Origin of the sequence: Rickettsia felis URRWXCal2 (assembly GCA_000012145.1) — a bacterium.
GTDB classification, from domain to species: domain Bacteria; phylum Pseudomonadota; class Alphaproteobacteria; order Rickettsiales; family Rickettsiaceae; genus Rickettsia; species Rickettsia felis.
Genome location: CP000053.1, coordinates 430,007 through 455,052, shown reverse-complemented (window position 1 = coordinate 455,052; position 25,046 = coordinate 430,007). Strand labels below are relative to the sequence as shown.

Sequence of the window (25,046 nt, the reverse complement as noted above, 5' to 3'; positions counted from 1 at the left end):
TATACTATAATTCTAACCTCCGGAACGTCCAACTTTCAAATCAAGCTTTTTTAAATCGAATTTTATATCGATTATTGCTCCCTCTTCTTCTCTGTTCGCTATATCTAGAATGCCGCAATGTTCTTCGACTATTCTTTTAACTATAGCAAGCCCTACTCCCATACCTTTACTGCTGGTCGTAACATAGCTTTCGGTAGCTTTGCCTATTAGCTCAGGCGGGAATCCTTTACCGCTATCTATTACAATAACGCTAATAAAATCGTCTTTAGCATCTATAGTAACTTCTATTTTTCCGGATTCTCGCCCTTCTATTGACTCTTCTGCGTTTTTCAATAAATTGATCATAACTTGATTTATTTGGGTAGCATCACACATAAAATCAAACTGATCTACGTTAGACTCAAATTTATATAAAATATTATCATTAAGTAATTTACGTGCTTCAACAATATGCTTAACTAAATAAACTAATTCACTTTTCGTAAATTTAGGAGCAGGAAGACGTGCAAAAAGAACAAATTCGGACACTATATTTTTAATATCGTTAGTATGACGAATAATCATTTTTAAATAATTTTCAAATTCTTCCTTTTCCTTAATTTCAGGACTAAATTTCTTAAGCAATCTTTCAGAAGCAAGTAAAATAGGAGTTAACGGGTTCTTGATTTCATGGGCTACTTTTTTTGCAACATCCGACCAAGCCATCGCCCTCTGTGCTATAACTAAATCACGTTGCTGACGGGAAAGCTGCTTAATCATTCTATTAAATGCCGCATAAAGCGTACCTATTTCGTCTTTATCTACTTCATTTTCAGGCACTTGTACCGTTAAATCACCGTCTTTAACTTTGTCAGTTGCAGTAACTAATTTTTTAATAGGCTTTACTATTTTAGCGGTAAATATAACCCCAAAACTTATAGCTACAAAAAGAAGTAATAAGGCAATAAAGATAAACATTATAGAGAACTTAATCTGTATATTATCTATTTCGTTTTTAAGGCTATTATACTCGGCAGCTGCTCCGTTAGTTGCATCTATATGGTCGATAATTTTATTATCTACTAATCTACCGACTAATAAATACACATCATTATATTCTTTTAATTTAATCAGCATCCTTATTTTGGTTGGATCGGATTTTACTTCCACCGGTTCCCCTAAATCCGCTTTTTTAATTAAATGTGCGGGAATAGTTGCAAATGATAATGAAAAACTTAAATAACTATTAGCTACTATAGTATTAGTAGATTTGTTTAAAACTATAGCTTCATCAAGCGAACGCATCTCTGCTTCGGTATTAAGTGTTTTAGTAAATAAAGCGGGATTATGAATTAAATCATAATACATATCGCTTAAATCTTCAGCAACAGCTAAAGCCGTTTCTTTTAGCTGTAATTTATGCTCGGCAATATAAGATTCCGCAACTATTACGGATTGATCAAGAACCGTAGAAATCTTCTTATCAAACCAAGCTTGAACACTAAGATTAAAAAAATAAACAGAAAATACTGAGACAATTATAGTTGGAATAGCTGCAACTAAACTAAAGGCAATTACAATACGATTTTGTAATTTAGAACTATCATTATTACTATTTTGAGTAAAAAATTTTTGAGTTAGTAAAACGCCTAAAATTAAAAAAATTGCTAAATCAACTAATAAAAATCCAATAATCGTACTAAAATTCTTTGATTCTAAAGATATCACATAAAAAGTAGCACAGGCAAAAATAATAGCTGCTATTGCTAAAGTAAAAATTAGTACTCTACTAGAAAAATAAGAACGTAAATTTTTTTTAAGATAACTAAGCATAGATACGGTTTATATGGCTATAACAATTCTTTATAACATAAAAAAAGCTAATTGGGAATATTTGTACTTTAATGTCATTCCTGCGGGGGCGTTGCTGCGTGGACACCTAATCGTCATTGCGAGCAGCCATAGGCTGCGTGGCAATCTCATCAAATATCCTGAGATTGCGGACGTACAATTGCTATGCAATTTCCTCGCAATGACGAAAAATTACGAAGCAATCTACATAACAAAAAAGCTAGAAATATTAATATTTCTAGCTTTTTATTTAGTATTAAAATAGTTTGAAATTTTATTCATCAAACATTTTTTTACGAGCAAATTTTCTCTGTCTTCTCGCTGCTTCTTGTGCTTTACGAACACGCTTCGCTGAAGGTGTTTCATAATAACGCTGTTCTTTCATCTTACGAAAATAAAGCTCTCTTTGTAGCCTTTTCTTAAAATTCTTAAGCGTATTGTCACAATTACCGGCGTGAACATTTACTAGTATCACTAAAATTACTCTCCTTAAAAGATATTGTGTTTTATTGAACTATACCCTATAATTAAGTTATATGTCAAGGTTAAAAAATATGAGCATTAAAGAAGAACACCATATCAAAAAAATAAGTTTCGTGCAATCTTTATTAGAATTATTACCGTTTAATGAATGGAATAATAAACTACTTGAAGAAGCAGAAGAAAAATGCGGCTTTGCAAAAGGTTATGCTTTAATAGTTTTTCCGGAAGGTTTATCTGAAATAATAGAATTCTTTGAAAGCTACTTAGATAATATTATGCTAGAAAGCTTAAAGACAATAGAAGAGCCAGCAAAAATAAGAGATAAAATATCTTTAGCGGTAAAGATTAGGATTAAAACCGTACTCCCTATTATTCATAGTAAGAATGCCGCTTATTTTGCGTTAAACCCAATGCAAGGAACTGAAGTTGCATTCCGTAGTTGTGATGCTATTTGGCGTTATACCGGCGATAAATCTCTTGATTTTAACTATTATACTAAAAGAGGTTTATTGCTATCGGTTTATGTCTCCTCTATTCTTTTTTACATACAAGACGAATCGGAGAATTATATTGAAACCGATAAATTTATTGAGACTGCCGTAGAAAATATAGTAAAAACTTTCTCACAGATGAAAAAATTACTCGACCCTTCAAATATACCCATAGTTAGAATGTTTACGTAGGTATATTTAATGGGTAATATTAATTTTTCATCAAATTAGAAATACTATGAAACTTATAAATAAAGTTAATAATGAATTACATTTAATCACTTTTCATAAGGCTGTAAAAGAAGCTCAAGAATTGTTTAAACAACATGGTTCTAAATCAGAATCATTTGTTGATGAATTTTTAAAGCAGAAATATCAAGAAGCAAATAAAGAAAATTCTAAGTTTTAATATTATTCGTATAGTATCGTCATTGCGAGGAAATTGTGATGTTGTTGCATAGATAGGTTTATGTCATTCCTGCGAAAGCAGGAATCCATAGAACTATTCAATTAAATCTTTCCATTCAGGGTTAGCTTTTTCTATCAGTTCTATTTTCCAGTTACGTTTCCACTTTTTCAAGTTTTTCTCTCTTGTAAGTGCTTCTTTAATATCAGTAAATTCTTCTGTATAAACAAGCTTTATAATATTATATTTTGAGGTAAAACCTTTTATTATTTTTTGTTTATGTTCATAAGCACGACGTATTATATTATTAGTGATACCAATATATAAAGTACCATGCTTATTAGAGCATAATATATATACCCAATACATTTTTTGTTTTTTAGTTTTATTTTATGGATTCCTGCTTTCGCAGGAATGACATCGAGTAGTTTTTTCAAATAGAAGATAACACGTTTTTAGTACTAGAAAGTTCTATGGTTTTCATTTGTCCCTTAAAAATTAAATAGTTTAGTACAAATTATGTATTTATCTATTTGTCATTATCTATTATTATAAACCAAACTATTATAATAATTTCTAAAATAATGACAAATACTAAATATTATCCTGAAGTTAGTTCAAATGCTGATTTTGCGGCTATAGAGCGAGAGATACTAAAATTTTGGCAAGACAATAATATATTCCAAAAATCTATTGATGATAGGAATGGAGAGTCAGAATTTATCTTTTATGATGGGCCGCCTTTTGCAAACGGTTTGCCGCATTACGGTCATTTGCTTACCGGCTTTATTAAAGACGTATATGCTAGATACCAAACAGTTAAAGGTAAGAAAGTCGAGCGTCGCTTTGGCTGGGACTGTCACGGTCTTCCTGCTGAAATGCAATCAGAGAAAGAACTTGGCATTTCAGGGCGTCTTGCAATAACTAATTTCGGTATAGAGAAGTTCAATAGCCATTGCAGAGCTTCGGTAATGAAATATGCGAGCGACTGGGAAGAATATGTAACTCGTCAAGCAAGATGGGTGGATTTTAAAAATTCTTATAAAACGATGGATAAGAATTTTATGGAATCCGTCATTTGGGCATTTAAGGAGTTATATAATAAAGGGCTATTATACGAATCTATGCGGGTAATGCCTTATTCTTGGGCATGCGAAACACCGCTTTCTAATTTTGAAACAAGGCTTGATAATTCTTATCGTGAGCGAGCAGATAAAGCTGTAACGGTGAGTTTTGTACTGAATGAGATTCCTGCGATCAACGGAATGACATCGAGGGAGTCAGGAACGACATCTAGCGGTGACTATAAAGAATATAGAATCCTCGCTTGGACCACGACGCCTTGGACATTACCATCAAATTTAGCCCTAGCAGTCGGTAGTGATATAGATTACGCATCAATACCGAAAGAGGATATCTGCTATATTATAGCTGCTTCTTCCGTCTCTAAATATGCTAAAGAATTAGGGCTTAGCGGTGAAGAAAATTTTGAGATAATTAAGGGTTCAGCACTTCAAGGATTGAGCTATAAGCCTTTATTCGACTATTTCGCGAATCATCCGAACAGCTTTAAGATATTTGCAGGCGATTTCGTGGTTGAGGGTGACGGTACAGGGATCGTACATATGGCTCCAGGCTTTGGTGAAGATGACCAAATACTTTGCGAATCAAAAGGGATCTCACTTGTTTGCCCTGTTGATAATAGCGGTAAATTCACTAAAGAAATTCCTGATTTAGAGGGAGTGCAAGTATTTGACGCAAACGACAAAATAATTATCAAACTGAAAGAACAAGGAAATTGGCTAAAAACCGAGCAGTATATTCATAATTACCCTCATTGCTGGCGAACAGATACGCCTCTTATATATAAGGCCGTTCCATCATGGTACGTAAAGGTTACACAGTTTAAAGATAGAATGGTAGAATTAAATCAGCAAATTAACTGGATACCTTTCCATGTTAAAGATAATTTGTTTGGTAAGTGGCTTGAAAATGCTAGAGATTGGTCAATAAGCCGTAATAGATTTTGGGGAACGCCGCTACCTGTATGGAAATCTGACGATCCAAAATATCCACGTATAGATGTTTACGGTTCTATAGAAGAGCTTGAAAAAGATTTCGGCGTTAAAGTTACTGATTTACATCGTCCGTTTATCGATGAACTGGCAAGACCAAACCCCAACGATCCAACCGGTAAATCAACAATGCGTAGAATCGAAGACGTGTTTGATTGCTGGTTTGAAAGCGGCTCAATGCCGTACGGGCAAGCCCACTACCCTTTTGAAAATAAAAAGTGGTTCGAGGATCATTTTCCGGCTGATTTTATAGTTGAGTATTCAGCCCAAACACGTGGTTGGTTTTATACTTTAATGGTATTATCTACCGCTTTATTTGATCGTCCGCCGTTTTTAAATTGTATATGCCATGGCGTGATTTTAGACGCTACCGGTCAAAAACTTTCAAAACGTCTTAATAACTATGCCGATCCGCTGGAGCTATTTGATAAATACGGCTCTGACGCTTTAAGAGTTACGATGCTTTCTTCAAACGTCGTTAAAGGTCAGGAGCTATTAATCGATAAAGACGGTAAGATGGTGTTTGATACGCTTCGTTTATTTATCAAACCTATTTGGAATGCTTACCATTTCTTCACGATGTATGCTAATGCCGATTCGCTTAAAGGTGAGCTTAATTTTGCTTCTCAAAACGTGCTTGATATTTATATATTGTCTAAGCTCAAAATAGCAGTAAATAAAATTGAAGAAAGTTTAGATAATTTCGATACGCAAACGGCTTATCATGCAGTTTCAGAATTTTTTGAAGTGTTAAATAACTGGTATATAAGACGAAGCCGAGCTAGATTTTGGAAAAGCGAAAAAGATGCAGATAAACAAAATGCTTATAATACTCTGTATTCATGTTTAGAGACTATGGCAATTGCGATGTCGGCACTAGTGCCTATGATTTCGGAGGCGATATATTTGGGGTTATGTCATAAACGACCGGACGTCATTGCGAGGAAAGACTTAAGTCTTGACGAAGCAATCTCAGGAAATTCTCATGAGATTGCCACGGCACTTTCAGTGCCTCGCAATGACGGTTCTATCTCTGTCCATCTATGCAACTACCCTAATCTCTCAAGCTTTGAGATAAATCACGAGCTAGTTGCTACTATGGATAACGTACTTGATATTTGCAGTAATAGCTTGTTTATCAGAAGCACTGAAAATATCAGAGTAAGGCAGCCGCTTGCAACTATAACTATCATTAGTAAACATAATGATAAACTAAAAAGCTTTGAAGATTTAATTAAAGACGAAATTAATGTTAAATCAGTAATTTATCGTGATGATTTAGAGAATTACGCAAGCAAAAAACTATCGATTAATTTCCCAATGCTCGGTAAACGTCTTCCCGCTAAAATGAAAGAGATAATAGCCGCCTCTAAAAAAGGCGAGTGGGAAGCTATCGGAGGCGGTTTAGCTATATGCGACGAAACCTTAAATAGCGACGAATATAAGCTAGTTTTAGAGCCGCACGTGCATATCAAAGGAGCAGCAAGTTTTGAGAATAATAGTAGCTTGTTAATACTTGATTTAGAGCTAACAGCTGAGTTAATAGAAGAAGGATACGCAAGAGACATTGTACGCTTCATACAACAGGCTCGAAAAGATGCCGATTTCTCTATAACCGACAGGATTTTAATTGAAATAATAAGCGAGTTTGATTTATCTAAGATAATTGATAATTATGGAGACTTTATTAAAGAACAAACTTTAGGCGAGTTTTCTAAAAATTTTACGCCTGATTATGTAAGTAAAGTAGAATTAGAGAACCATCAAATACAACTTAAAGTTAAGAGATCGTAAATTATTTTACTATCAATTAAGATATTGATAATTTACTTAGATTAATCTATAGTACGCACGCTATAAATTAATTTTGGTAAATTATGCATAAAAGCCTCTCTTATAAAGCTCTAAGAGATTATTTTAAAACTGAAAAACAAATTTTAAAAGAAAAATTTAAAGAAGAAACTAAAGAAAAAATTAAAGAACTTATAAAAACTAATCAAATTAACGAAATTGATCCTATACATGGAACAGCACTAAATAGGGCAATTAAAATAAAAGATAAAAAAATAATATTAAAGTTATTAGATAACAACGCTGATACAATAAAATCTCTTGTTTTTTTAATAGAAAAAAACAAAGATATAAAAGAAATCAAGCAATTTGTATATACATTTTATTCAGATAACCTTCTATGTTTTTCTATTAAATTTTTAATAGAAAAACATAGAAGCATACAAGATATTAAGCAATTAATAGATTCATCCCTTTCCAAAACAATTATAGATTTTACAGTTCTTCAAGCAGTAAAAAATCACAAAAGCTTAGAAGATATTAGAGAATTAATAGGTTCATCCAAAGTTTCTCATGATGGTCTTTATGAAGCGGTTGTTCAAGGTCGTTTAGATTTAGTTAAATATTTTATTGAAGAGAAAAGGTTTGATGTTAATACTACAATTGATGATCCTGTACACGGAGGCTCTATATTAAGTATTGCTATTATGAATGACCGTACTGATGTAATGGATTACCTTCTAACAAAAGAAGCTATTGCATCTCAAGGCGTTATATCAGCAATAATAAAAGGTAATGTCAAAATTTTAGAAAAGTTGTTTAAATATGGTGCAACAGCTCATGACCATTCAGAAGATCCTGTTGCTTTAGTAGTATCTGATGCAATCGCAGCCTATGAACCCAATTATAAAGCTTTAGGTTCTAAACCGGAACACGAGCCATTTACGTATATAGCAATGCTTAGAGTTTTATTAGAGCATGGCGGTAATCCTAATGCTGTAATGTTAGAAAGAGGTAAAGTAGTTCTTTTAGCATTAAATTCACTTATAGATAAACCGGAAAATCCTACATATAAAGATATTTGTAGATTATTAATTAAGCATAAAGCTGATATTTCGATATTTAATCCTGATAATGATAAGCATAAGAAATATATAACAATTATAGATCTGTTAAAAGCAGAAATAATACAAGAGGCTGAAACAGGTTCTAGGTTAGCTGCTAAATCAAAATTCTTTTCTCTTGAAGACCTTAATAAGCTTGATGAAGAAACTTCTTTAGGCGGTGATACGACAGAGCTATTCAATTCTAAGTTTGAAGGTTAGTTCAATGTGATTTCTGCATAGGCGTTGCTTACGCGGATCAAGTGTGTCGTCATTGCGAGAAGAATTACGCAGTAATAAGGGCGAAGCAATCCAGTAAAAAATTCTGTAAATCAGAATTTTTTTAATTATTTTTCTGGATTGCAACAATGCTTCGCTCTAGCCTTGTTGCATGGTTCGAGAAATCTACTGAGTGTCATATAGTGGCTTGACCACGGGGTGACAGCTAAAAGTACTGGATTCCCGCCTACGCGGGAATAACATCGAGTGAGTTTTTCGATCCATGCAACAAGGCTCTTCGCTCCTCGCAATCACGATTCGGGTATCCATGCAACAACACCGATTTATTCACAGAATCCAGTTAAAAATACTAATAAAATTAGTATTTTTAGGTGTTTTTCTGGATTACTGATTTTAGTTAGAAATAACATCAAATAAAAATCCTCTTGCACATTTATTAGATATATATATTACCATGAAACATGGGAATTATATTTCATGGTAATATATACTTTTTTATAAAAAAATCTAATTAAAATACGGAGGAACCATGGCTAATCCAAATCTTACGAAAGGAAATAATTATTTTAGGAATGAGAAATATAAAGAAGCTATAAAAGCTTATAGCAAAATAGATAAAAGTAGCACATCTTATCCTTATGCTCTGTTTAATATAGGAGAGTGTTACTTTCAACAAGGGAAATTTATAGAAGCCATAAAATATTATAGTCAGATCTCTGATAACCATTTCTCACTCTATCAAAGTGCTTTATTTAATTGCGGTAGTTCTTTTTACAATCTAGATAAATATGCTGAAGCTATAGAAATGTATAGTAAAATACGCAAAAACTCTAATTATTATCAAAAAGCACAATATTATTTAAGAGAGTGTCAATTTGAAGCTCTAGAAATGGCTGATAAGACGGACAAATCAATGATTTCATACATTGAGAAAAATTTTAACTTAATGGAATATATTCTCGAAGAAGAAACTAGTTTTAATATTTTATGTCTTGAGAAAGATACTAACTTTAGTATTTTAGGAGAAAATTTTGTCTTAATGGATATACCTGAATAAATGAATATAGTAAACTGCTTTCTATTGTTGCATGGATAGGCTTTTCCGTCATTGCGAGGAGGCATTGTTGCGTAGATCGGCAAAACCTACTGTGTCATCCCGTGGTTAAGCCGACGTTGTTGCATGGCTAGTTTTATGTCATTCCTGCGAAAGCAGGAATCCAAAAAAAAGCATAAATACAGCAAATTTTTGAAATTAAAAGCTCGATTTATCTCGCTTTATGATGGATTCCTGCTTTCGCAGGAATGACACCGAGTGCGTTTTTCGAGCCATGCAACAACGCTGGTCAAACCCACGGGATGACAGAGGTGAAATCGATCCACGCGGGCAATTCCCAATCGCAATAGCGATAGCAGAGTATATCAAGCAAATTCTAATAATATCTGTCCTCTTACAACATTATCCTTTTCATTAACAAAAATTTTAGCTATTTTTCCGTCTCTTTCGGCAAGAATCAGGTTTTCCATTTTCATAGCAGTTAAAATCATAATTTCTTGTCCTGCCGTCACTTCCTGCCCTTCTTTCACCTTTATCGCAGCAATCTGACCGCTTAGAGGAGCTTGTAGTTCGGAGCTTTCTTCTACCACTACTTTTGAGACCATTAACGCTTCAAGTTCTGATATACGAGGAGAGCGTACAAAGGCTTTTACGCTAATACCGGCATGCGATAATAAATAACCGGTTCTGATATTCTCAATTTTTACATTTGTCTTTTTACCGTTAATTATAGCCGTAAAAAGTTCATTACCTAAATTCCAGTTACTACGAATATATATTCTATCGCTTTCGTGACGTATATTATAGCCGTTTTCAACAGGTGTAATTAATACAGGGAATAATTTATCATCGATAGTTACCACCCATCTTGTACCTATTTTGTTAGCCTGATTGTTAATATTGCCGGAAATTAAAGAAGCACGTCTCTGCTCTGATATATAAATAAAAATAGCCGTTGCTAAAAATACGGTAGTTACTTCTGAAGTTAGACTAGCTCCAGAAAAACCGTCAGGATATTCTTCTTGAATAAAGGCAGTAGAAATATTGCCGCTAACAAAGCGTGGATGTAGCATTACAGCTTCTAAGAAACTGATATTATGAGCAATACCGTTAATTATATAAGAACTCAAAGCAGAACGCATTACCTCAATCGCCTGCTCTCTTGTTTCACCGTAAGTACATAATTTTGCAATCATCGAATCATAAAACATACTTACTTCACCGCCAAGCCCAATTCCTGTATCTATACGGATATTAGGACTCTTTGCAGGTTCGGAATAAGCTATAATTCTACCGCTAGAAGGTAAGAAACCTCGGCTTGGGTTTTCGGCACAAATTCGTGATTCAAATGCCCAACCTTTTAATTTTATGTCATCTTGCGTAAATGATAATTTCTCGCCGGCTGCGATTTTTATCATCTCTTCAACGATATCTATACCGGTAATTAGCTCAGTAACTGGATGCTCGACTTGCAACCTAGTATTCATCTCTAAAAAATAGAAATTTTTATTACTATCTACTATAAACTCAACAGTACCGGCCGAATAATATCCCACTTTTTGAGATAAGGATATTACCTGCCGATACATTTCTTGCCTTATATCTTCAGTAATAAAAGAACTCGGTGCTTCTTCGATTACTTTTTGATGGTGACGCTGTATTGAACATTCACGCTCTCCGAGACATACACTATTGCCGTATTGATCGGCAATTAGCTGAATTTCGATATGACGGGGAGTTTGAATTAACTTCTCAATAAACAATCTATCGTCACTAAAACTATTGGCTGCTTCAAGCTTTGCCGACTCAAAAGCATTTGCCATTTCAGCGGGATTATTCACCACTCTCATACCACGTCCACCGCCACCGGCAGCCGCTTTTACTATTACCGGAAAACCAATCTCTTTAGCAATATCCACCGCTTGCTTAACATCGTTTATAGTTCCCATATAACCCGGAACGGTGCTAACTCCGGCTTCTATCGCTATCTTTTTTGCTTCGATTTTATCGCCCATTTTTTTAATAGTTCCGGCACTCGGTCCTATTAAAACAACACCTTCTCTTTTAAGAATATTGGCAAAAATTGGATTTTCCGATAAAAAACCGTAACCTGGATGTACTGCACTTGCTCCACTTTCACGAATCGCTGAAATAATATTTTTAATAGATAAATAACTTTCCGTTGCAGGGGAATCACCTATATAATAAGCCTCATCTGCATGCTGCACATACATTGAGTTTGTATCAGCTTCAGAATATACTGCAACCGACTTTATTCCCATCTTTTTTAAGGTACGTATTATCCTAACGGCGATCTCGCTACGATTAGCAATTAAAATTTTATCAAATAATGGTTTATTCATAGTTTTTTGTTATAATTTTTCTTGTATTTTTCGTCATTGCGAGCGAACGTTAGTGAGCGTGGCAATCTCGTCAAATATCCTGAGATTGCTTCGTTAATTACTTCGTAATTTTCCTCGCAATGACGTTTGGCTAAAGCGGCAAATTATCATGCTTCTTCCAAAGTAATTCTACTTTTTTAGTACGCAGGAAATTTAATGCCTTGCATATTCGCCATCTAGTATTTTGCGGTCTTATAATATCATCCAAATATCCCCTAGATGCCGCAACAAAAGGCGAAGTTACTACTTTTCTATATTCATCGATTTTTTGTTTTTTAGCTTCAGGGTCTTTACATTCTTCCTTAAATATTATCTCGGCTGCTCCCTCTGCACCCATAACAGCGATTTCCGAATTAAACCAAGCATAGTTTATATCGCCTCTAAGATGCTTGGAGTTCATAACTATATAAGCACCTCCATAAGCCTTACGGGTAATTACGGTAATCTTCGGCACTGTAGCTTCCGCATACGCGTATAACAGCTTAGCCCCGTGTTTAATAATACCGTCATGCTCTTGGGATGTACCAGGCAGAAATCCAGGTACATCAACAAGGCTTACTATAGGAATATTGAAAGCATCACAAAATCTAATAAATCTTGCTGCTTTTCTTGAGGCGTTTATATCTAAACATCCTGCTAAATGCAAAGGCTGATTAGCCACAAATCCTACCGGATAACCTTCCATATAACCAAAGCCGATAATGATATTCTTCGCAAAATCAGGTTGTAGTTCAAAAAATTCTCCCTCATCAACGATACGTTCAACAAGCTCTTTCATATCATAAGGCTTATTAGGAGTGTTAGGTATTAACGTGCTAAGAGACATATCGACTCTATCGGCAGGGTCAATAGTCGAACGAACAGGAAGAGGACTACGATTGGATGACGGAAGGAAATTAAAGAACTTACGAATTTCGAGCAATGCTTCTATATCATTATTGAATGCAAGATCGGCAACACCGCTTTTAGTGGTATGCATTCTAGCACCGCCGAGCTTTTCTTGGTTTACTTCTTCACCCGTAACGGTTTTTACTACATCAGGACCGGTTACGAACATATAAGAACTATTCTTAACCATGAATATAAAATCGGTTAAGGCAGGGGAATATACTGCACCGCCGGCACAAGGTCCCATAATTAAGGTAATTTGAGGGATAACACCAGACGCTAAAACATTACGCTGAAATAATTCACCGTATCCGGCAAGAGCATCAACCCCTTCTTGAATTCTTGCTCCCCCTGAGTCGTTAATACCGATTACGGGAGCACCGGTTGCTATAGCTTGATCGATAATATCGCAGATTTTCTTAGCATGATATTCACCGAGTGAGCCACCAAGTACGGTAAAATCTTGGCTATAAATAAATACCAACCTACCGTTTATCGTACCGTGTCCCGTTACAACACCGTCACCTAAAAACTTTTTATCCTGCATCCCAAAATTATTGCATCTATGGGATACAAACATACCTGTTTCGGTAAAGCTATTCGGATCTAATAATACTTCTATGCGTTCTCGTGCAGTTAACTTACCTTTTTGATGTTGTGCGTTGATCCTAGCTTCACCGCCCCCTTGCCTTGCAATATTTTTTCTCTCATCCAGTAACTCAGGAGAGATTATATTACTTTGATTCATAGATTATTTATAGTTTTATTTCCAAAATATCCATAATATAATATAATAATGCTAATGTGAAAAGATAATTATTTATGTCATCTACCGAAGATACCAAAGAAGCATCGAAAAAAGCCAAACCGACAGCTAAATTTAATAACTTATCAACTGCTTTAAAAAAGAATTTACAAAGAAGAAAGAAAGTACAAAAAGAAAAGAATAATAAAGAAAAATATTGATACTAGGTCCTTACATCTATAAAGAGTGATAGAATAGAAAATAATTTTTAGAAGAATAAATATGAGTTTACATGAAGTAATAATTAAAATTAGTAAAATTTTTTCTCTTTTTATTCCTAAACAGGATATAGAGGAATCTAATAATAATATTCCTGCTAATAGAGAAGCAATGTGCGATTATTATGAAGATTTAAATACCCCTCATTAAAAAGTATTTATCTATATGCAATTTGACATATTAATATAAATTGCTAATATTTGGGGAGTTTAGATTTTGTTGCATGGATTGGTTTTTCCGTCATTGCGAGGAGGGATATAGTCCCGACGTGGCAATCTTGTCAAGCATCCTGAGATTGCGGACGTACAAAATTTTCAATTTTTCCGTAGCTCATGACGATTTGAATCCAACAAAATCGGTATTTTAAATATTTAATATAATATGGACACAAACAAATTATATCTTTTCAAAGATAGACGATTTTTACCGAATTTTATAGTACAGTTATGTGGTTGTCTTAATGATAATATATTAAAAAATGCTCTAGTAATCCTTATAACTTACGGCATTACTGGTACTTTAAGTAAATATAATAATCTACTCGTTTTAATTGCTAATGCTACTTTTGTACTACCTTTCATAATATTCGCAAGCATAGCAGGACAAATTGCCGACAAATACGAACGTGCAAGCCTTATTAAGATTATTAAGATTTGTGAAATCGGTATAATTGCCTTTGCAATTTATGGATTTTATCATAATAATCTGCTAATTCTATTCTGTTCTATTTGCTTAATGGGTATACATTCTACTTTTTTCGGTCCAATAAAATATAGCGTATTACCTGATCACCTAAATAAAGACGAACTACTTGGAGCTAACGGCTTTGTTGAAGCCGGAACTTTTATCGGTATTTTTATCGGTACTATAATCGGCAGCTATTATACAATCAGCAATAATTTTATAATTTATTCCTTAATTACCATCGCTTTTCTCGGCTTCATTACAAGCCTTTTCTCTCCAAAATCTAAAAATGCAAATCGTGATATTAAAATAAATTTTAATATTATAGATGAAAGCATAAATATGATTAAATATGCCAAAGCAAAAAAACATATATATTTAGCTATACTTGGTATTTCATGGTTTTGGTTTATCGGAGCTGCTATAATTTCACAAATACCTTTACTTGCTAAGATAACTTTTAAAGCTGATGAGAATGTTGCTAACTTATTTTTAGCAGTTTTCTCGCTTGGTGTTGGGGTCGGTTCATTTTTATGTAGCAAAATATTTGAAGATGAGATTACCGTTAAATATCTATTTATTTCAGCCCTAGGCATTAGTATTTTCGGTATTGATTTATTCTTCGCAAGTAGAATTAGCTCAGTTAACTATGAACCTACTCAGCTAAAAAGTATTTTGGTATTTTTATCAAAAAGACATAATTGGCGAATAGTTATAGATTTATTTTTCTTAGCAGCAATAGGCGGTTTATATATCGTTCCCCTTTTTGCTATATTACAGCATTATGCAAACCCTGCTCATCGTAGCCGAATTATTGCCGTTAATAACCTCATTAATTCCATTTTCATGGTGGGATCAACAATTATTTTATCTTTATTATTTTACCTAAATTTCACTATACCCTGGATTATATTATTTATTAGCCTAGCTAATATAATCGTCACTATATATATTTACCGTTTAATACCTGAAGTTAAAATTATTCCGTTTAAGCTATTACGAAGAATATTCCAAATCTGTTTTGATCTTATGTATAAAGTTGAAGTAAAAGGATTTGAAAATTTCCAAAAAGCCGGGAAAAAAGTAGTAGTTGTCGCTAATCATATTTCATATCTCGATCCACCGCTAATTGCTACTTACTTACGAGAAGAAATGACTTTTGCAATTAGTCCCGATATACAAAAAATATGGTGGATTAAACCGTTTTTACGTATGGCAAGAACTTTGCCGGTTGATCCAAGTAACCCAATGGCAATAAAGACTTTAGTAAAAGAAGTACAAAAAGACCAGAAAGTAGCAATTTTTCCTGAAGGTAGAATAAGCGTTACCGGCTCTTTAATGAAAATATACGAAGGACCGGGAATGATTGCCGATAAAGCCGGTGCTACCGTTTTACCTGTTAGAATAGACGGTACTCAATTCACTCATTTATCAAAATTAAAAAACATATTAAAAAGAAAAATATTTCCTAAAATTACTATAACCGTTTTACCGCCGGTAAAATTCGCTAATATGGATGCTGCAAGTAATCAAGAACGACGCAGTTATATATCTAGGACTCTTTATGATATCATGGCTGACATGATGTTTGAGAGCTCAGACTATAAAAACACTTTATTCTCATCTCTTATAGAAGCTGCTAAAATTCATGGATTTAAGAAAAAAATAGTTGATGATTTTGAAAATAATGCGGTTACTTATCGAGATTTAATATTAAAATCTTTTATCCTAGGTGATTTAATCAAAAAGAATAATATCTTTGGCAGAAATTTAGGCTTAATGTTGCCTAATACCACGAATACGTTAATTACTTTTTACGCTATGCAATCTAGCGGTTATGTTCCTGCTATAATTAACTGGAGTAGCGGTATAAGTACTATTATTAACTCCTGTAAACTTGCACAAATTAAAGTAGTTTACACTTCAAAACAATTTATCGAGAAAGCAAATTTACATGAATTAATAACTAACTTATTAGATTTCGGTATTAAAATAATATATTTAGAAGATTTTAAAAATCAAATTGGTACAGCTCTAAAACTAAAAGCAAAAATAGGAAGTTATTTTGCCCAAACTTATTACAATTATTTTTGCCGTAATCATGAAGACGAAAAACCGGCAGTGATAATTTTTACTTCAGGTACTGAAGGTGAACCTAAAGCCGTATTATTATCTCACAGGAATTTACAAACTAATAGATATCAAATAACTGCTAAAGTACCTTTTAGTCCTGAAGATATAGTATTTAACTCATTACCTTTATTTCATTGCTTTGGTCTTGGTGGTGCAATTATTACAACTTTAAACGGTATTAAGCTGTTTCTATATCCTTCTCCACTAAATTATCGCAGCATTCCTGAAGTTATATACGATATCGGAGCAACTATATTAATTTCTACCGATACTTTTTTAAACGGTTATGCTAATTACGCTCACCCATATGATTTTTACTCATTACGCTACATATTTGCCGGTAGCGAGAAATTAAAAGAATCTACAAGACAATTCTGGCTTAATAAGTACGGCATACGTATTTTTGAAGGATATGGGATTACAGAAGCCTCACCTATTATAGCTTGCAATACCCCTATGCATAATAAAGCAGGCACGGTGGGAAGATTATTACCGAAAATTGATTATAAGCTTGAGAAAGTAGAGGGAATAAATGAAGGGGGACGTTTATTCATTAGAGGTCCTAACATCATGCTTGGTTACTTGGACTTAGAAGGTCACCGTACTTATAAAGAATGGTACGACACAGGCGATATAGTCAAAATCGATTCTGAAGGATATATAACAATTTTAGGACGTTTAAAACGCTTTGCTAAAATAGTGGGGGAAATGATATCTCTTACAAAGATTGAAGAACTTGCAAGCGAAATTGCTCCTGATTCCTTGCATGCTGCTATTTCCATCGCCGATAAAACGCACGGAGAAAAAATTATTTTACTTACTACCGGTTCCGATATAAATAGAGAAAATTTTGCAGATACTGTATCTAAAGCTCAAATTTCTTTACTACATTTACCGAAAGTAATTATCACCGATTCAGAAATACCTTTGCTTGCAAGTGGTAAGATAGACTATCTTGAGATTATGAAGAATGTGGATAGATTCTAACATCATTGCGAGCGACTGGAAGGAGCGTGGCAATCTCAGAAATCTTGCCTGAGATTGCTTCGTCGACCCCTATGGCGTCTTCTCGCAATGACGAAAAAAAACTCTACACACAACAACGTCGGAGGGGTCACAGGGTAACATTTATTTTTTCTTTTGACTATTGATAGCAGCATTCAAAGCTAATTTAAACCACTTGCCTAATAACTCTTGATCCTCCATAATTTCAGATAACACCTTCCAATATGATAAAGTTACAAGTTTACCTTTACTTTGATATATAAATGGCTCAGAACCGAAAGATTGAAAATATTCATAAGTGCTTAGGTCTGACTTAAAATATAATTCATTGCTCTTAATAATTCCTATCATAACACCACCCTTATATATACCATATCCACCAAACATTGCACGAACGGCTACTGAACCATATGGTTCTAACAATTCTTTGACATATTCAGTAAATTCATTTTTGTTCATAATAATCGCTTTAAATACAACAAACCATAAATAAACGTACCTAATATAATAAACAATGGAGTTAAAGGTAAGTCAAAATAGAAAGAACTAAGTGCAGCACAAAAATTAATAAATAAAGAGATAAGAATTGATATTATAATCATCTGAGAGGGGCTATATGCTATAAACCGTGCGATCATAGCAGGAATAAGTAAAACAGCGGTTACCATCAATGCTCCAACAATCTTTATAGCAGAAAATACCGATAATGAGAGAAGAAGTAAAAATATTAGCTCAATAATATTAACCTTTAAGCCTTTTATGACTGCAATATCTCTATTGATGATTATAAGAAGAATTTGATTATAAAAATATACTATAAAGCTTATAATAGTTATTAGCACTACCCCTAGTATAATCAAATCATTAAAAGACACGGATAAAATATCCCCAAACAACAAATTCACTATATTATTCTGCAAAGAAGTAAAATAACTAATAACCAAAGCAACAGCTAGCATAAAGCTAGAAATCAAATTAATAACTGCATTTTTTTCAGAATTATTTTTAAAAATAAACACAAAAAATGAAAAAAGAATCGCAACTATTATCCCTGAATATATTAATGGGAAATGTGCTATAATACTTATGCTGGCCGCTAAAAAACTACTATGAGCAAGCCCGTCACCAAAATAAATATATCTCTTCCATAGGGCAATGCAGCCAAGGGGAGCAAATATGCAGCTAATTAAAATTAAGGCTAGTATTATTAAAGTCATCTGAGTATATTATATATGTTTGTTGTATGGCCTCTTGTCATCCCGTGGCTTGACCACGGGTTCCATAAATACAGCCTAAGAACTTTAATGGAACCCGTGGTCAAGCCACGGGATGACATTGGAAAGAATCATAGACTATGTCTTCAATCGATAAAAAAGAATTAGAAAAATTTGAGAAAATTTCTCATAATTGGTGGAATAAGGATGGGGAATTCGGTATCTTACACCGCATAAATCCTATTCGCCTTGAATATATAATAGAGAAAATAACCTCGCATTACAACGATATTTCTAAATTAGAAATATTAGATGTCGGTTGCGGTGGAGGATTAATTGCAACGCCTTTAGCTGCTCAAGGTTTTAACGTTACAGCCATTGATGCACTACAAAGTAATATTGAAACGGCAAGCACTTATGCTAAGGAAAACGGCGTAAAAGTAAATTATTTACAATCTACTATAGAAGAATTACAGAGTGACAAGCTATATGATGTAGTAATTTGTCTTGAGGTTATTGAGCATGTAGAAAACGTGCAGCAATTTATACTAAATTTGGTGGGGCATATTAAGCCAAACGGTATGGCAATAATTTCTACGATTAACCGTACTAAAAAAGCTTATGTACTTGGAATAATAGTTGCTGAATATGTTTTAGGTTGGGTGCCTAAAAACACTCATGATTATAGCAAATTCCTAAAACCGTCGGAAATTTATGAAATGCTTACGGATACCGACATTGAAATTAAAGAGCTGAAAGGCTTGGTATATGATCCTGCTAAAAATGAATGGAAATTAAGCAACGATATAGACGTAAATTATTTTATGTGTTTGGGGAGAAAGACGAACCGTCATTGCAAGGAAATTACGAAGTAATTGACAAAGCAATCTCGTCAAATATCCTGAGATTGCCACGCAGCCATGGCTGCGGTCTTGTTGCATGGCTCGAAAAACACACTCGCTGTCATTCCTGCGAAAGCAGGAATCCATCATAAAGCGAGATAAATCTAGCTTTTAATTTCAAAAATTTGTTATATGTATGCTTTTTTTTTTGGATTCCTGCTTTCGCAGGAATGACATAAAGAGCATTACCGGTCCACGCAATTGTAAAGGTTACGTAACCTTTACACGGTATGACACCGAGGGCGTTTTTTGAGCCATGCAACAACGCCTACAGTCGCTCGCAATGACGTATATATTTAAAAAAGATAATAAATGACTAACGTAATCACTAGATTTGCTCCGTCACCGACGGGGTTTTTACATATAGGTTCAGCAAGAACTGCCCTTTTTAACTATTTGTTTGCAAGGCATCATAACGGTAAGTTCTTGCTTCGCATTGAAGACACTGATAAAGAAAGGTCAACTAAAGAAGCGGTAGAAGCCATATTCTCAGGTCTAAAATGGCTAGGGCTTGATTGGGACGGTGAAGTTATATTCCAGTCTAAACGTAATAATCTTTACAAAGAGGCAGCACTAAGATTACTACAAGAAGGTAAAGCATATTATTGTTTTACTAGCCAAGAAGAAATAGAAAGACAGCGACAAAAAGCTTTAGAAAATAAACAACATTTTATTTTTAATAGCGAGTGGCGTGATAAAGATTCGTCCACCTACCCTACCGATATTAAACCAGTAATACGCCTAAAAGTACCTCGTGAAGGTAGTATAACCATTCATGACACTTTACAAGGCGATGTAGTAATTGAAAACTCGCATATAGACGATATGGTACTACTCCGAGCAGATGGCACTGCTACTTACATGCTAGCCGTTGTAGTAGATGATCATGATATGGGTATAACTCATATTATTAGAGGTGACGATCATTTAACCAATGCAGCAAGGCAAATCGCTATTTATCATGCTTTCGGCTATGAAGTACCGAGCATGACTCATATACCTTTAATTCATGGAGCAGACGGGGCAAAATTATCCAAGAGGCATGGGGCACTCGGCGTTGAAGCTTATAAGGATATGGGATATTTACCGGAAAGTTTGTGTAATTATTTACTGCGTCTTGGATGGAGTCACGGTGATGATGAAATTATCTCAATGACTCAGGCTATAGAATGGTTTAATCTTGATTCGCTCGGTAAATCACCTTCTAAGCTTGATTTTGCTAAGATGAATAGCCTTAATGCCCATTACTTAAGAATGCTTGACAATGATAGCTTAACTTCAAAGACTGTAGAGATATTGAAACAAAATTATAAGATTAGTGAGAAAGAGGTAAGTTATATAAAACAAGCAATGCCGAGCTTGTTAGTTAGAAGCGAAACATTACTAGATTTAGCCAAACTTGCTAGGATTTACTTGATAAATTCACCTATTATTTATGAACAAGAAGCAAAAGAAATTATAGAAAATTGCGATAAGGATTTGATTAAGCAAGTTATAGAAGGTTTAAACAAGATTGAGCAGTTTGATAAGGAATCCGTGCAGAATAAATTTAAAGAAATAGCAACTCATAATGGCTTAAAGCTAAATGACATTATGAAACCCGTAAGAGCTTTAATAACAGGTATGACGGCTTCACCTAGCGTATTTGAAATTGCAGAAATTTTAGGAAAAGAAAATATTTTAAAAAGGTTAAAAATTATATGAAAGATTGTATAAAAAAAGTTGCTTTTGTTCTTAGTGGATTATTTATAATAACCGGTACTTTTATTGTATACAGAGTAGAAAATGCCGATGCTTCATCAGCACCAAAAAAGTACGGAGCTTGGACTTTAAATTGCACTCTTAATAATGAGAAAAAACAACTTTGCTTCTTATCACAACAAATTAATAATCTAGAGAAAGATAAAGAAAAGGAAATATTAGCCATTTATCACATAGGTTATTTCAATGGGGAGCAAGAAGAACAGGAATTAAAAATAATAGAAATAGTCCCGTCAAATGTTCAAATTCCGGCAGGTACAGTTATTAATAGCGGTGACAAACGAATATCAGCCGGAAAATACGTAAATTGTACGGTAAACGGCTGTCAGGCTTTGGCTGTTATTACAAAAGATGATCTAGATATGATTTTATCAAACGATAATTATTTAGAACTAATCACTGCAGACGGCAAACAAGCTAAAATTTCATTTATAAAAGACGGTCTAAAGGAAGGTCTAAAAGCTTTGAGTAGATAGTAACGGAATTTAAGCATTGTTGCGTGAACTGTTTTTCCCTCTGTCATTCCGTGATTTATTCACGGAATCCAGTTAAAAATACTAATGTATTTTTAGTTGTTTTCTGGACACCGTGAACAAGTTACCAAATGACACCGAGTGCGTTTTCCAATCCACGCAGGCAATTATTAGAGGACAATAGTATCGCTGCTATATCCTACTAATTCAGTTTCACCCTCAAAATAAAATGTACTCATATCTATGTTTTGCTTAACACATTTATGACCTAAACCTTCATGTGCAGCATTAGATAGTGCACCATTATCCTGATCTACGGTCCATGTGAAAATTCCTCCAAGACCATGTTTCTTTGCATATTCTGCTTTAGCTTTAACAGTTCTAGGTGTGTCTATAGACATAAATACTTTAGATGTAGGATTGTAAAGGAAATCAGCATTAGCTACTGTATCAGTATAAAGTATAAATCCATTTTTCCCTTTTCCTGTGCTTGGATCAAAATAATTAAAATAAACATCATTCTGCTCAGTAACACCGTTTTCAAAAGTTCCAACTATTTGAGGATCTACTTTATATGTACCCTTTAATGGAGAAACTGACTCTATCTCTACCTCACGTGCACTACGGCTATAACCTGCATAACCTATATGCACACATTTCGCAGGGATCTTCAGTTCTTCAATAAGATATTTTACAGATTGATTTATAGACCACTCTTTATTGTCGCCGTCTCTACTATAAAGGTTAGTATAGTGTGCTAATTTTCCCTCCCCGTAGGTACCACCGAAAAGGTCATATGTCATCAAGTGAATTTGGGTTACTCCTGCATCAACCAAGTCTTTTAGATTTGATAGTGCTAGTTTTGCAGGATCAGCTGCTGCTATAGCAATGACAACATCTGTATGCCCCTTGGCGTTAAGTGTTTCTCTTAACTCTTTAACTAATAATGTATAATTCCCACCATCTTCAGGACCATGTGGGTTACTATTCCCTGCTGCTCCTGGATATTCCCAATCAACATCAATTTGTTTATACATTGGAAATTTTTCTATAAACTTTACTATTGAGTCATTGAATATTTTACGAGCTGCTGGAGATTTAGCCATTTCATGAAAAGCTTCGCTCATAGTCCATCCGCCGACGCTAAGGGCAAATTTTGTTCCCTCAGGGCTTGCTTTTTTTAGGTTGGGAAAAGCACCTAGTACTCCTTGAGCTTTTTGTTGAGTGTATAAGTTTGGGTAGTCTTCACCTGCATATGCTGGAAAACCACAATTAACATATGCTGCAAGCATATCCCAATTACCAACGGTGGTCATTTCAAACTTTTGTAATCCTAACTGATCAGCAGATAGTTTAATGATCGCTTCTTTTTCTCCTTTATCACCATTGATTACAGAAAATCCTAAAACCAGCTTGTCAAAATTATGATTATAATGTTTCTTTATATTTCCAGTGTGCAGCTTCACCGCTCTCTGCATGATAATGCATCTTATGATCACGTATTTGTATCTCTATTTTATAATTATCCTCAGTTGTAATAATAGTATGTAAAGATTGATAGCCGTTTGGCTTAGGATTAAGAATATAATTTTTAAATTTATCCTTTTCATGCTCATAAAGATCATGAACTACTTTTAAAGCTTTATAACATTTCTCTTCATCTATTACCACTATTCTTATCGCAAAAATATCTGTTAATTCTTCTAACTTTATACCCTTACGATATAATTTATATAAAATTGATATTGGATGTTTGATCCTACCTGTTATTTGAGCAGTAATATCATGTTCAGATAAATTATGATTTAAATGTTTAATAACCCTTTGGAGCAAAACTACCTCCTTAATTTATACTAATTTAGTTAATAGTTATACTTACGAATAACTAAACACCAATTAAAGCAATAAACTTGATTAAATTCTATTAATATTTCTAATTAATTTGCTATTTTTAGTAAATATTAATAAAACCCAGCTTTAGTTGGATATTAATAGGAAAAATTAAGCTTGTGGCGAGCTTCGCACTACCCTACCCTATTATTTTTATCTTTTAGAACCTAATTTTTTTAAGTTTTACATATAAAATTTAAATTATCTTATTTTAGTCTTTCTTAACTGTATAATTATAAGATTTTTTTAAAATAAGAATAGTAATTTTTCTAAAACCTTACTAATTTTAGTTAGCATAGTTAACCGACCAAAAGCTAGAAACTTTTATTACTAATTTTTTAAATTAAACGAATATATATTATAGATTAAGCTTGCCTATAGCTTTAACAAAAAATCTATTCTTAATAATTAAGACAAAACCGCTTTAAACCTTTTGATCTTCTATATGGGACTGTTAACAAAATAACTTTAATTGAAATTAACAAGATTTTTGATAGGATAGCTATCCTTATTTTAAAAAAACCTTATAATTTGTAATTAAAAAGAATTTAATGAGCTTTAAAATTATTTTGTTAACAGTCTCATAGGATAAATACCAAAGGTTGAGCTATTATAATTAATTAAAAAATATTTGCAATCATTTATTGAAATAATTACAAGAAATTCTATATTTTATTTTTTAAGGAAGAGTTTTATTAAAGAATTTATTTTCAAATTAAGCAAAGAATCGCTTTAAAACCCATTTGTTGCATAAAACAGTTTTTCAGTATACTAACTGCGACTTGATAATATGTTGTACGGTACGTTGTTAAAATCGTTATTATAACAAGCATTGCCTGCGTGGACCACAAAACGCATTCGGTGTCATACCATGGCTTGTCCACGGTACCCAGTAAAACAACTAAAAATACTAATATTATTAGTGTTTTTAACTAGACCCTGTGGTCAAGCCAGCGTTGTTGCATGGCTCGTTTATGTCATTTCTGCGTGGCATTGTTGCGTAGATACCAAAACCGTCATTGCGAGGAGCGAAGCGACGTGGCAATCCAGAAAAAGATTAAAAAAATTCTGATTCACAGAATTTTTAACTGGTTTGCTTCGTCAAAATTTTCAATTTTTCCTCGCAATGACGGAAAACCAGTCCACGCAACAATATCTTCCTGCGGAGGCGGGAATGACATAGAATAGAAATTGTCC

Annotated in this window: 21 protein-coding genes; 12 read left to right on the top strand and 9 right to left on the bottom strand. The window is 33.7% G+C overall.

The window, feature by feature from the left end; genetic code table 11:
* Window positions 1-12: 12 nt before the first annotated feature.
* Window positions 13-1,812 carry a sensor histidine kinase NtrY-like gene (locus tag RF_RS02315; protein WP_011270762.1) on the bottom strand — a complete coding sequence of 600 codons (1,800 nt, stop codon included), beginning with the start codon at window positions 1,810-1,812 and terminating at the stop codon, window positions 13-15.
* Between the two features lie 13 nt (window positions 1,813-1,825).
* On the opposite strand from RF_RS02315, the gene RF_RS10495 reads away from it, so the two are divergent.
* Window positions 1,826-2,095, top strand: coding sequence for a hypothetical protein (locus RF_RS10495; RefSeq protein ID WP_039594904.1), 270 nt, complete (start codon window positions 1,826-1,828; stop codon window positions 2,093-2,095).
* 9 nt (window positions 2,096-2,104) lie between these two features.
* Here the strand turns inward: RF_RS10495 and rpsU are convergent, their stop codons facing one another.
* Window positions 2,105-2,305 (bottom strand): 30S ribosomal protein S21, encoded by a 201-nt coding sequence (rpsU, locus tag RF_RS02305; protein ID WP_011270761.1) that lies wholly within the window; start codon window positions 2,303-2,305, stop codon window positions 2,105-2,107.
* A gap of 79 nt (window positions 2,306-2,384) precedes the next feature.
* Between rpsU and RF_RS02300 the strand changes: the two genes are divergently transcribed.
* Both RF_RS02300 and RF_RS10490 read left to right on the top strand, forming a co-directional pair.
* On the top strand, window positions 2,385-2,996 hold the full coding sequence (locus RF_RS02300) for a COQ9 family protein (RefSeq protein ID WP_039594946.1): 612 nt from the start codon (window positions 2,385-2,387) through the stop codon (window positions 2,994-2,996).
* Between the two features lie 46 nt (window positions 2,997-3,042).
* A complete protein-coding gene (locus tag RF_RS10490; RefSeq protein WP_175265467.1) occupies window positions 3,043-3,213 on the top strand; it encodes a hypothetical protein in 171 nt (56 codons plus the stop codon).
* Between the two features lie 93 nt (window positions 3,214-3,306).
* On the opposite strand, the gene RF_RS02295 is transcribed toward RF_RS10490, so the two are convergent.
* On the bottom strand, window positions 3,307-3,579 hold the full coding sequence (locus RF_RS02295) for a GIY-YIG nuclease family protein (RefSeq protein WP_011270759.1): 273 nt from the start codon (window positions 3,577-3,579) through the stop codon (window positions 3,307-3,309).
* 215 nt (window positions 3,580-3,794) lie between these two features.
* Between RF_RS02295 and ileS the strand changes: the two genes are divergently transcribed.
* From ileS to RF_RS02280, 3 genes are all read left to right on the top strand, one after another.
* Complete coding sequence (ileS, locus tag RF_RS02290; RefSeq protein WP_011270758.1) at window positions 3,795-7,079, top strand: isoleucine--tRNA ligase; 3,285 nt, start codon at window positions 3,795-3,797, stop codon at window positions 7,077-7,079.
* An 83-nt stretch (window positions 7,080-7,162) separates the two neighbouring features.
* Window positions 7,163-8,401 (top strand): ankyrin repeat domain-containing protein, encoded by a 1,239-nt coding sequence (locus RF_RS02285; RefSeq protein ID WP_011270757.1) that lies wholly within the window; start codon window positions 7,163-7,165, stop codon window positions 8,399-8,401.
* Window positions 8,402-8,948: 547 nt separating this feature from the next.
* The gene (locus RF_RS02280) at window positions 8,949-9,476 is read left to right on the top strand and encodes a tetratricopeptide repeat protein (protein ID WP_011270756.1); all 528 of its coding nucleotides are present in this window, start codon (window positions 8,949-8,951) and stop codon (window positions 9,474-9,476) included.
* Window positions 9,477-9,838: 362 nt separating this feature from the next.
* Here the strand turns inward: RF_RS02280 and RF_RS02275 are convergent, their stop codons facing one another.
* Both RF_RS02275 and RF_RS02270 read right to left on the bottom strand, forming a co-directional pair.
* Window positions 9,839-11,836, bottom strand: a complete 1,998-nt coding sequence (locus RF_RS02275; RefSeq protein ID WP_011270754.1) for an acetyl-CoA carboxylase biotin carboxylase subunit — start codon at window positions 11,834-11,836, stop codon at window positions 9,839-9,841.
* Between the two features lie 130 nt (window positions 11,837-11,966).
* Window positions 11,967-13,511, bottom strand: coding sequence for an acyl-CoA carboxylase subunit beta (locus RF_RS02270; RefSeq protein ID WP_011270753.1), 1,545 nt, complete (start codon window positions 13,509-13,511; stop codon window positions 11,967-11,969).
* 74 nt (window positions 13,512-13,585) lie between these two features.
* On the opposite strand from RF_RS02270, the gene RF_RS10485 reads away from it, so the two are divergent.
* The 3 genes from RF_RS10485 to RF_RS02265 all read left to right on the top strand — a co-directional run bounded on the left by RF_RS10485 (window position 13,586) and on the right by RF_RS02265 (window position 17,591).
* Window positions 13,586-13,729, top strand: a complete 144-nt coding sequence (locus RF_RS10485; RefSeq protein ID WP_187145856.1) for a hypothetical protein — start codon at window positions 13,586-13,588, stop codon at window positions 13,727-13,729.
* Between the two features lie 61 nt (window positions 13,730-13,790).
* Window positions 13,791-13,937, top strand: a complete 147-nt coding sequence (locus tag RF_RS10480; protein ID WP_175265466.1) for a hypothetical protein — start codon at window positions 13,791-13,793, stop codon at window positions 13,935-13,937.
* A gap of 231 nt (window positions 13,938-14,168) precedes the next feature.
* The gene (locus RF_RS02265; protein ID WP_011270752.1) at window positions 14,169-17,591 is read left to right on the top strand and encodes an acyl-[ACP]--phospholipid O-acyltransferase; all 3,423 of its coding nucleotides are present in this window, start codon (window positions 14,169-14,171) and stop codon (window positions 17,589-17,591) included.
* A gap of 141 nt (window positions 17,592-17,732) precedes the next feature.
* Here RF_RS02265 and RF_RS02260 read toward each other — a convergent pair whose 3' ends face one another.
* Entirely contained in the window at window positions 17,733-18,068 is a 336-nt protein-coding gene (locus tag RF_RS02260) for a TfoX/Sxy family protein (RefSeq protein ID WP_011270751.1), read from the bottom strand.
* Window positions 18,065-18,826 (bottom strand): metal ABC transporter permease, encoded by a 762-nt coding sequence (locus tag RF_RS02255; RefSeq protein ID WP_011270750.1) that lies wholly within the window; start codon window positions 18,824-18,826, stop codon window positions 18,065-18,067. The genes RF_RS02260 and RF_RS02255 overlap by 4 nt, the downstream gene beginning before the upstream one ends.
* Before the next feature lie 137 nt (window positions 18,827-18,963).
* Here RF_RS02255 and ubiG point away from each other — a divergent pair, with 137 nt between their 5' ends.
* From ubiG to RF_RS02235, 3 genes are all read left to right on the top strand, one after another.
* Window positions 18,964-19,698: a bifunctional 2-polyprenyl-6-hydroxyphenol methylase/3-demethylubiquinol 3-O-methyltransferase UbiG gene (gene ubiG, locus RF_RS02250; RefSeq protein WP_011270749.1), complete on the top strand. Its 735-nt coding sequence runs from the start codon at window positions 18,964-18,966 to the stop codon at window positions 19,696-19,698.
* Window positions 19,699-20,037: 339 nt separating this feature from the next.
* The gene (gene gltX, locus RF_RS02240) at window positions 20,038-21,429 is read left to right on the top strand and encodes a glutamate--tRNA ligase (protein ID WP_011270748.1); all 1,392 of its coding nucleotides are present in this window, start codon (window positions 20,038-20,040) and stop codon (window positions 21,427-21,429) included.
* On the top strand, window positions 21,426-21,962 hold the full coding sequence (locus tag RF_RS02235; protein ID WP_011270747.1) for an invasion associated locus B family protein: 537 nt from the start codon (window positions 21,426-21,428) through the stop codon (window positions 21,960-21,962). The genes gltX and RF_RS02235 overlap by 4 nt, the downstream gene beginning before the upstream one ends.
* A gap of 167 nt (window positions 21,963-22,129) precedes the next feature.
* On the opposite strand, the gene RF_RS02230 is transcribed toward RF_RS02235, so the two are convergent.
* Window positions 22,130-23,425 (bottom strand): glycosyl hydrolase family 18 protein, encoded by a 1,296-nt coding sequence (locus RF_RS02230; RefSeq protein WP_049749306.1) that lies wholly within the window; start codon window positions 23,423-23,425, stop codon window positions 22,130-22,132.
* Window positions 23,388-23,792: a bifunctional (p)ppGpp synthetase/guanosine-3',5'-bis(diphosphate) 3'-pyrophosphohydrolase gene (locus RF_RS02225; RefSeq protein WP_011270745.1), complete on the bottom strand. Its 405-nt coding sequence runs from the start codon at window positions 23,790-23,792 to the stop codon at window positions 23,388-23,390. Before RF_RS02225 ends, RF_RS02230 begins: the two co-directional genes overlap by 38 nt.
* Window positions 23,793-25,046: the final 1,254 nt, after the last annotated feature.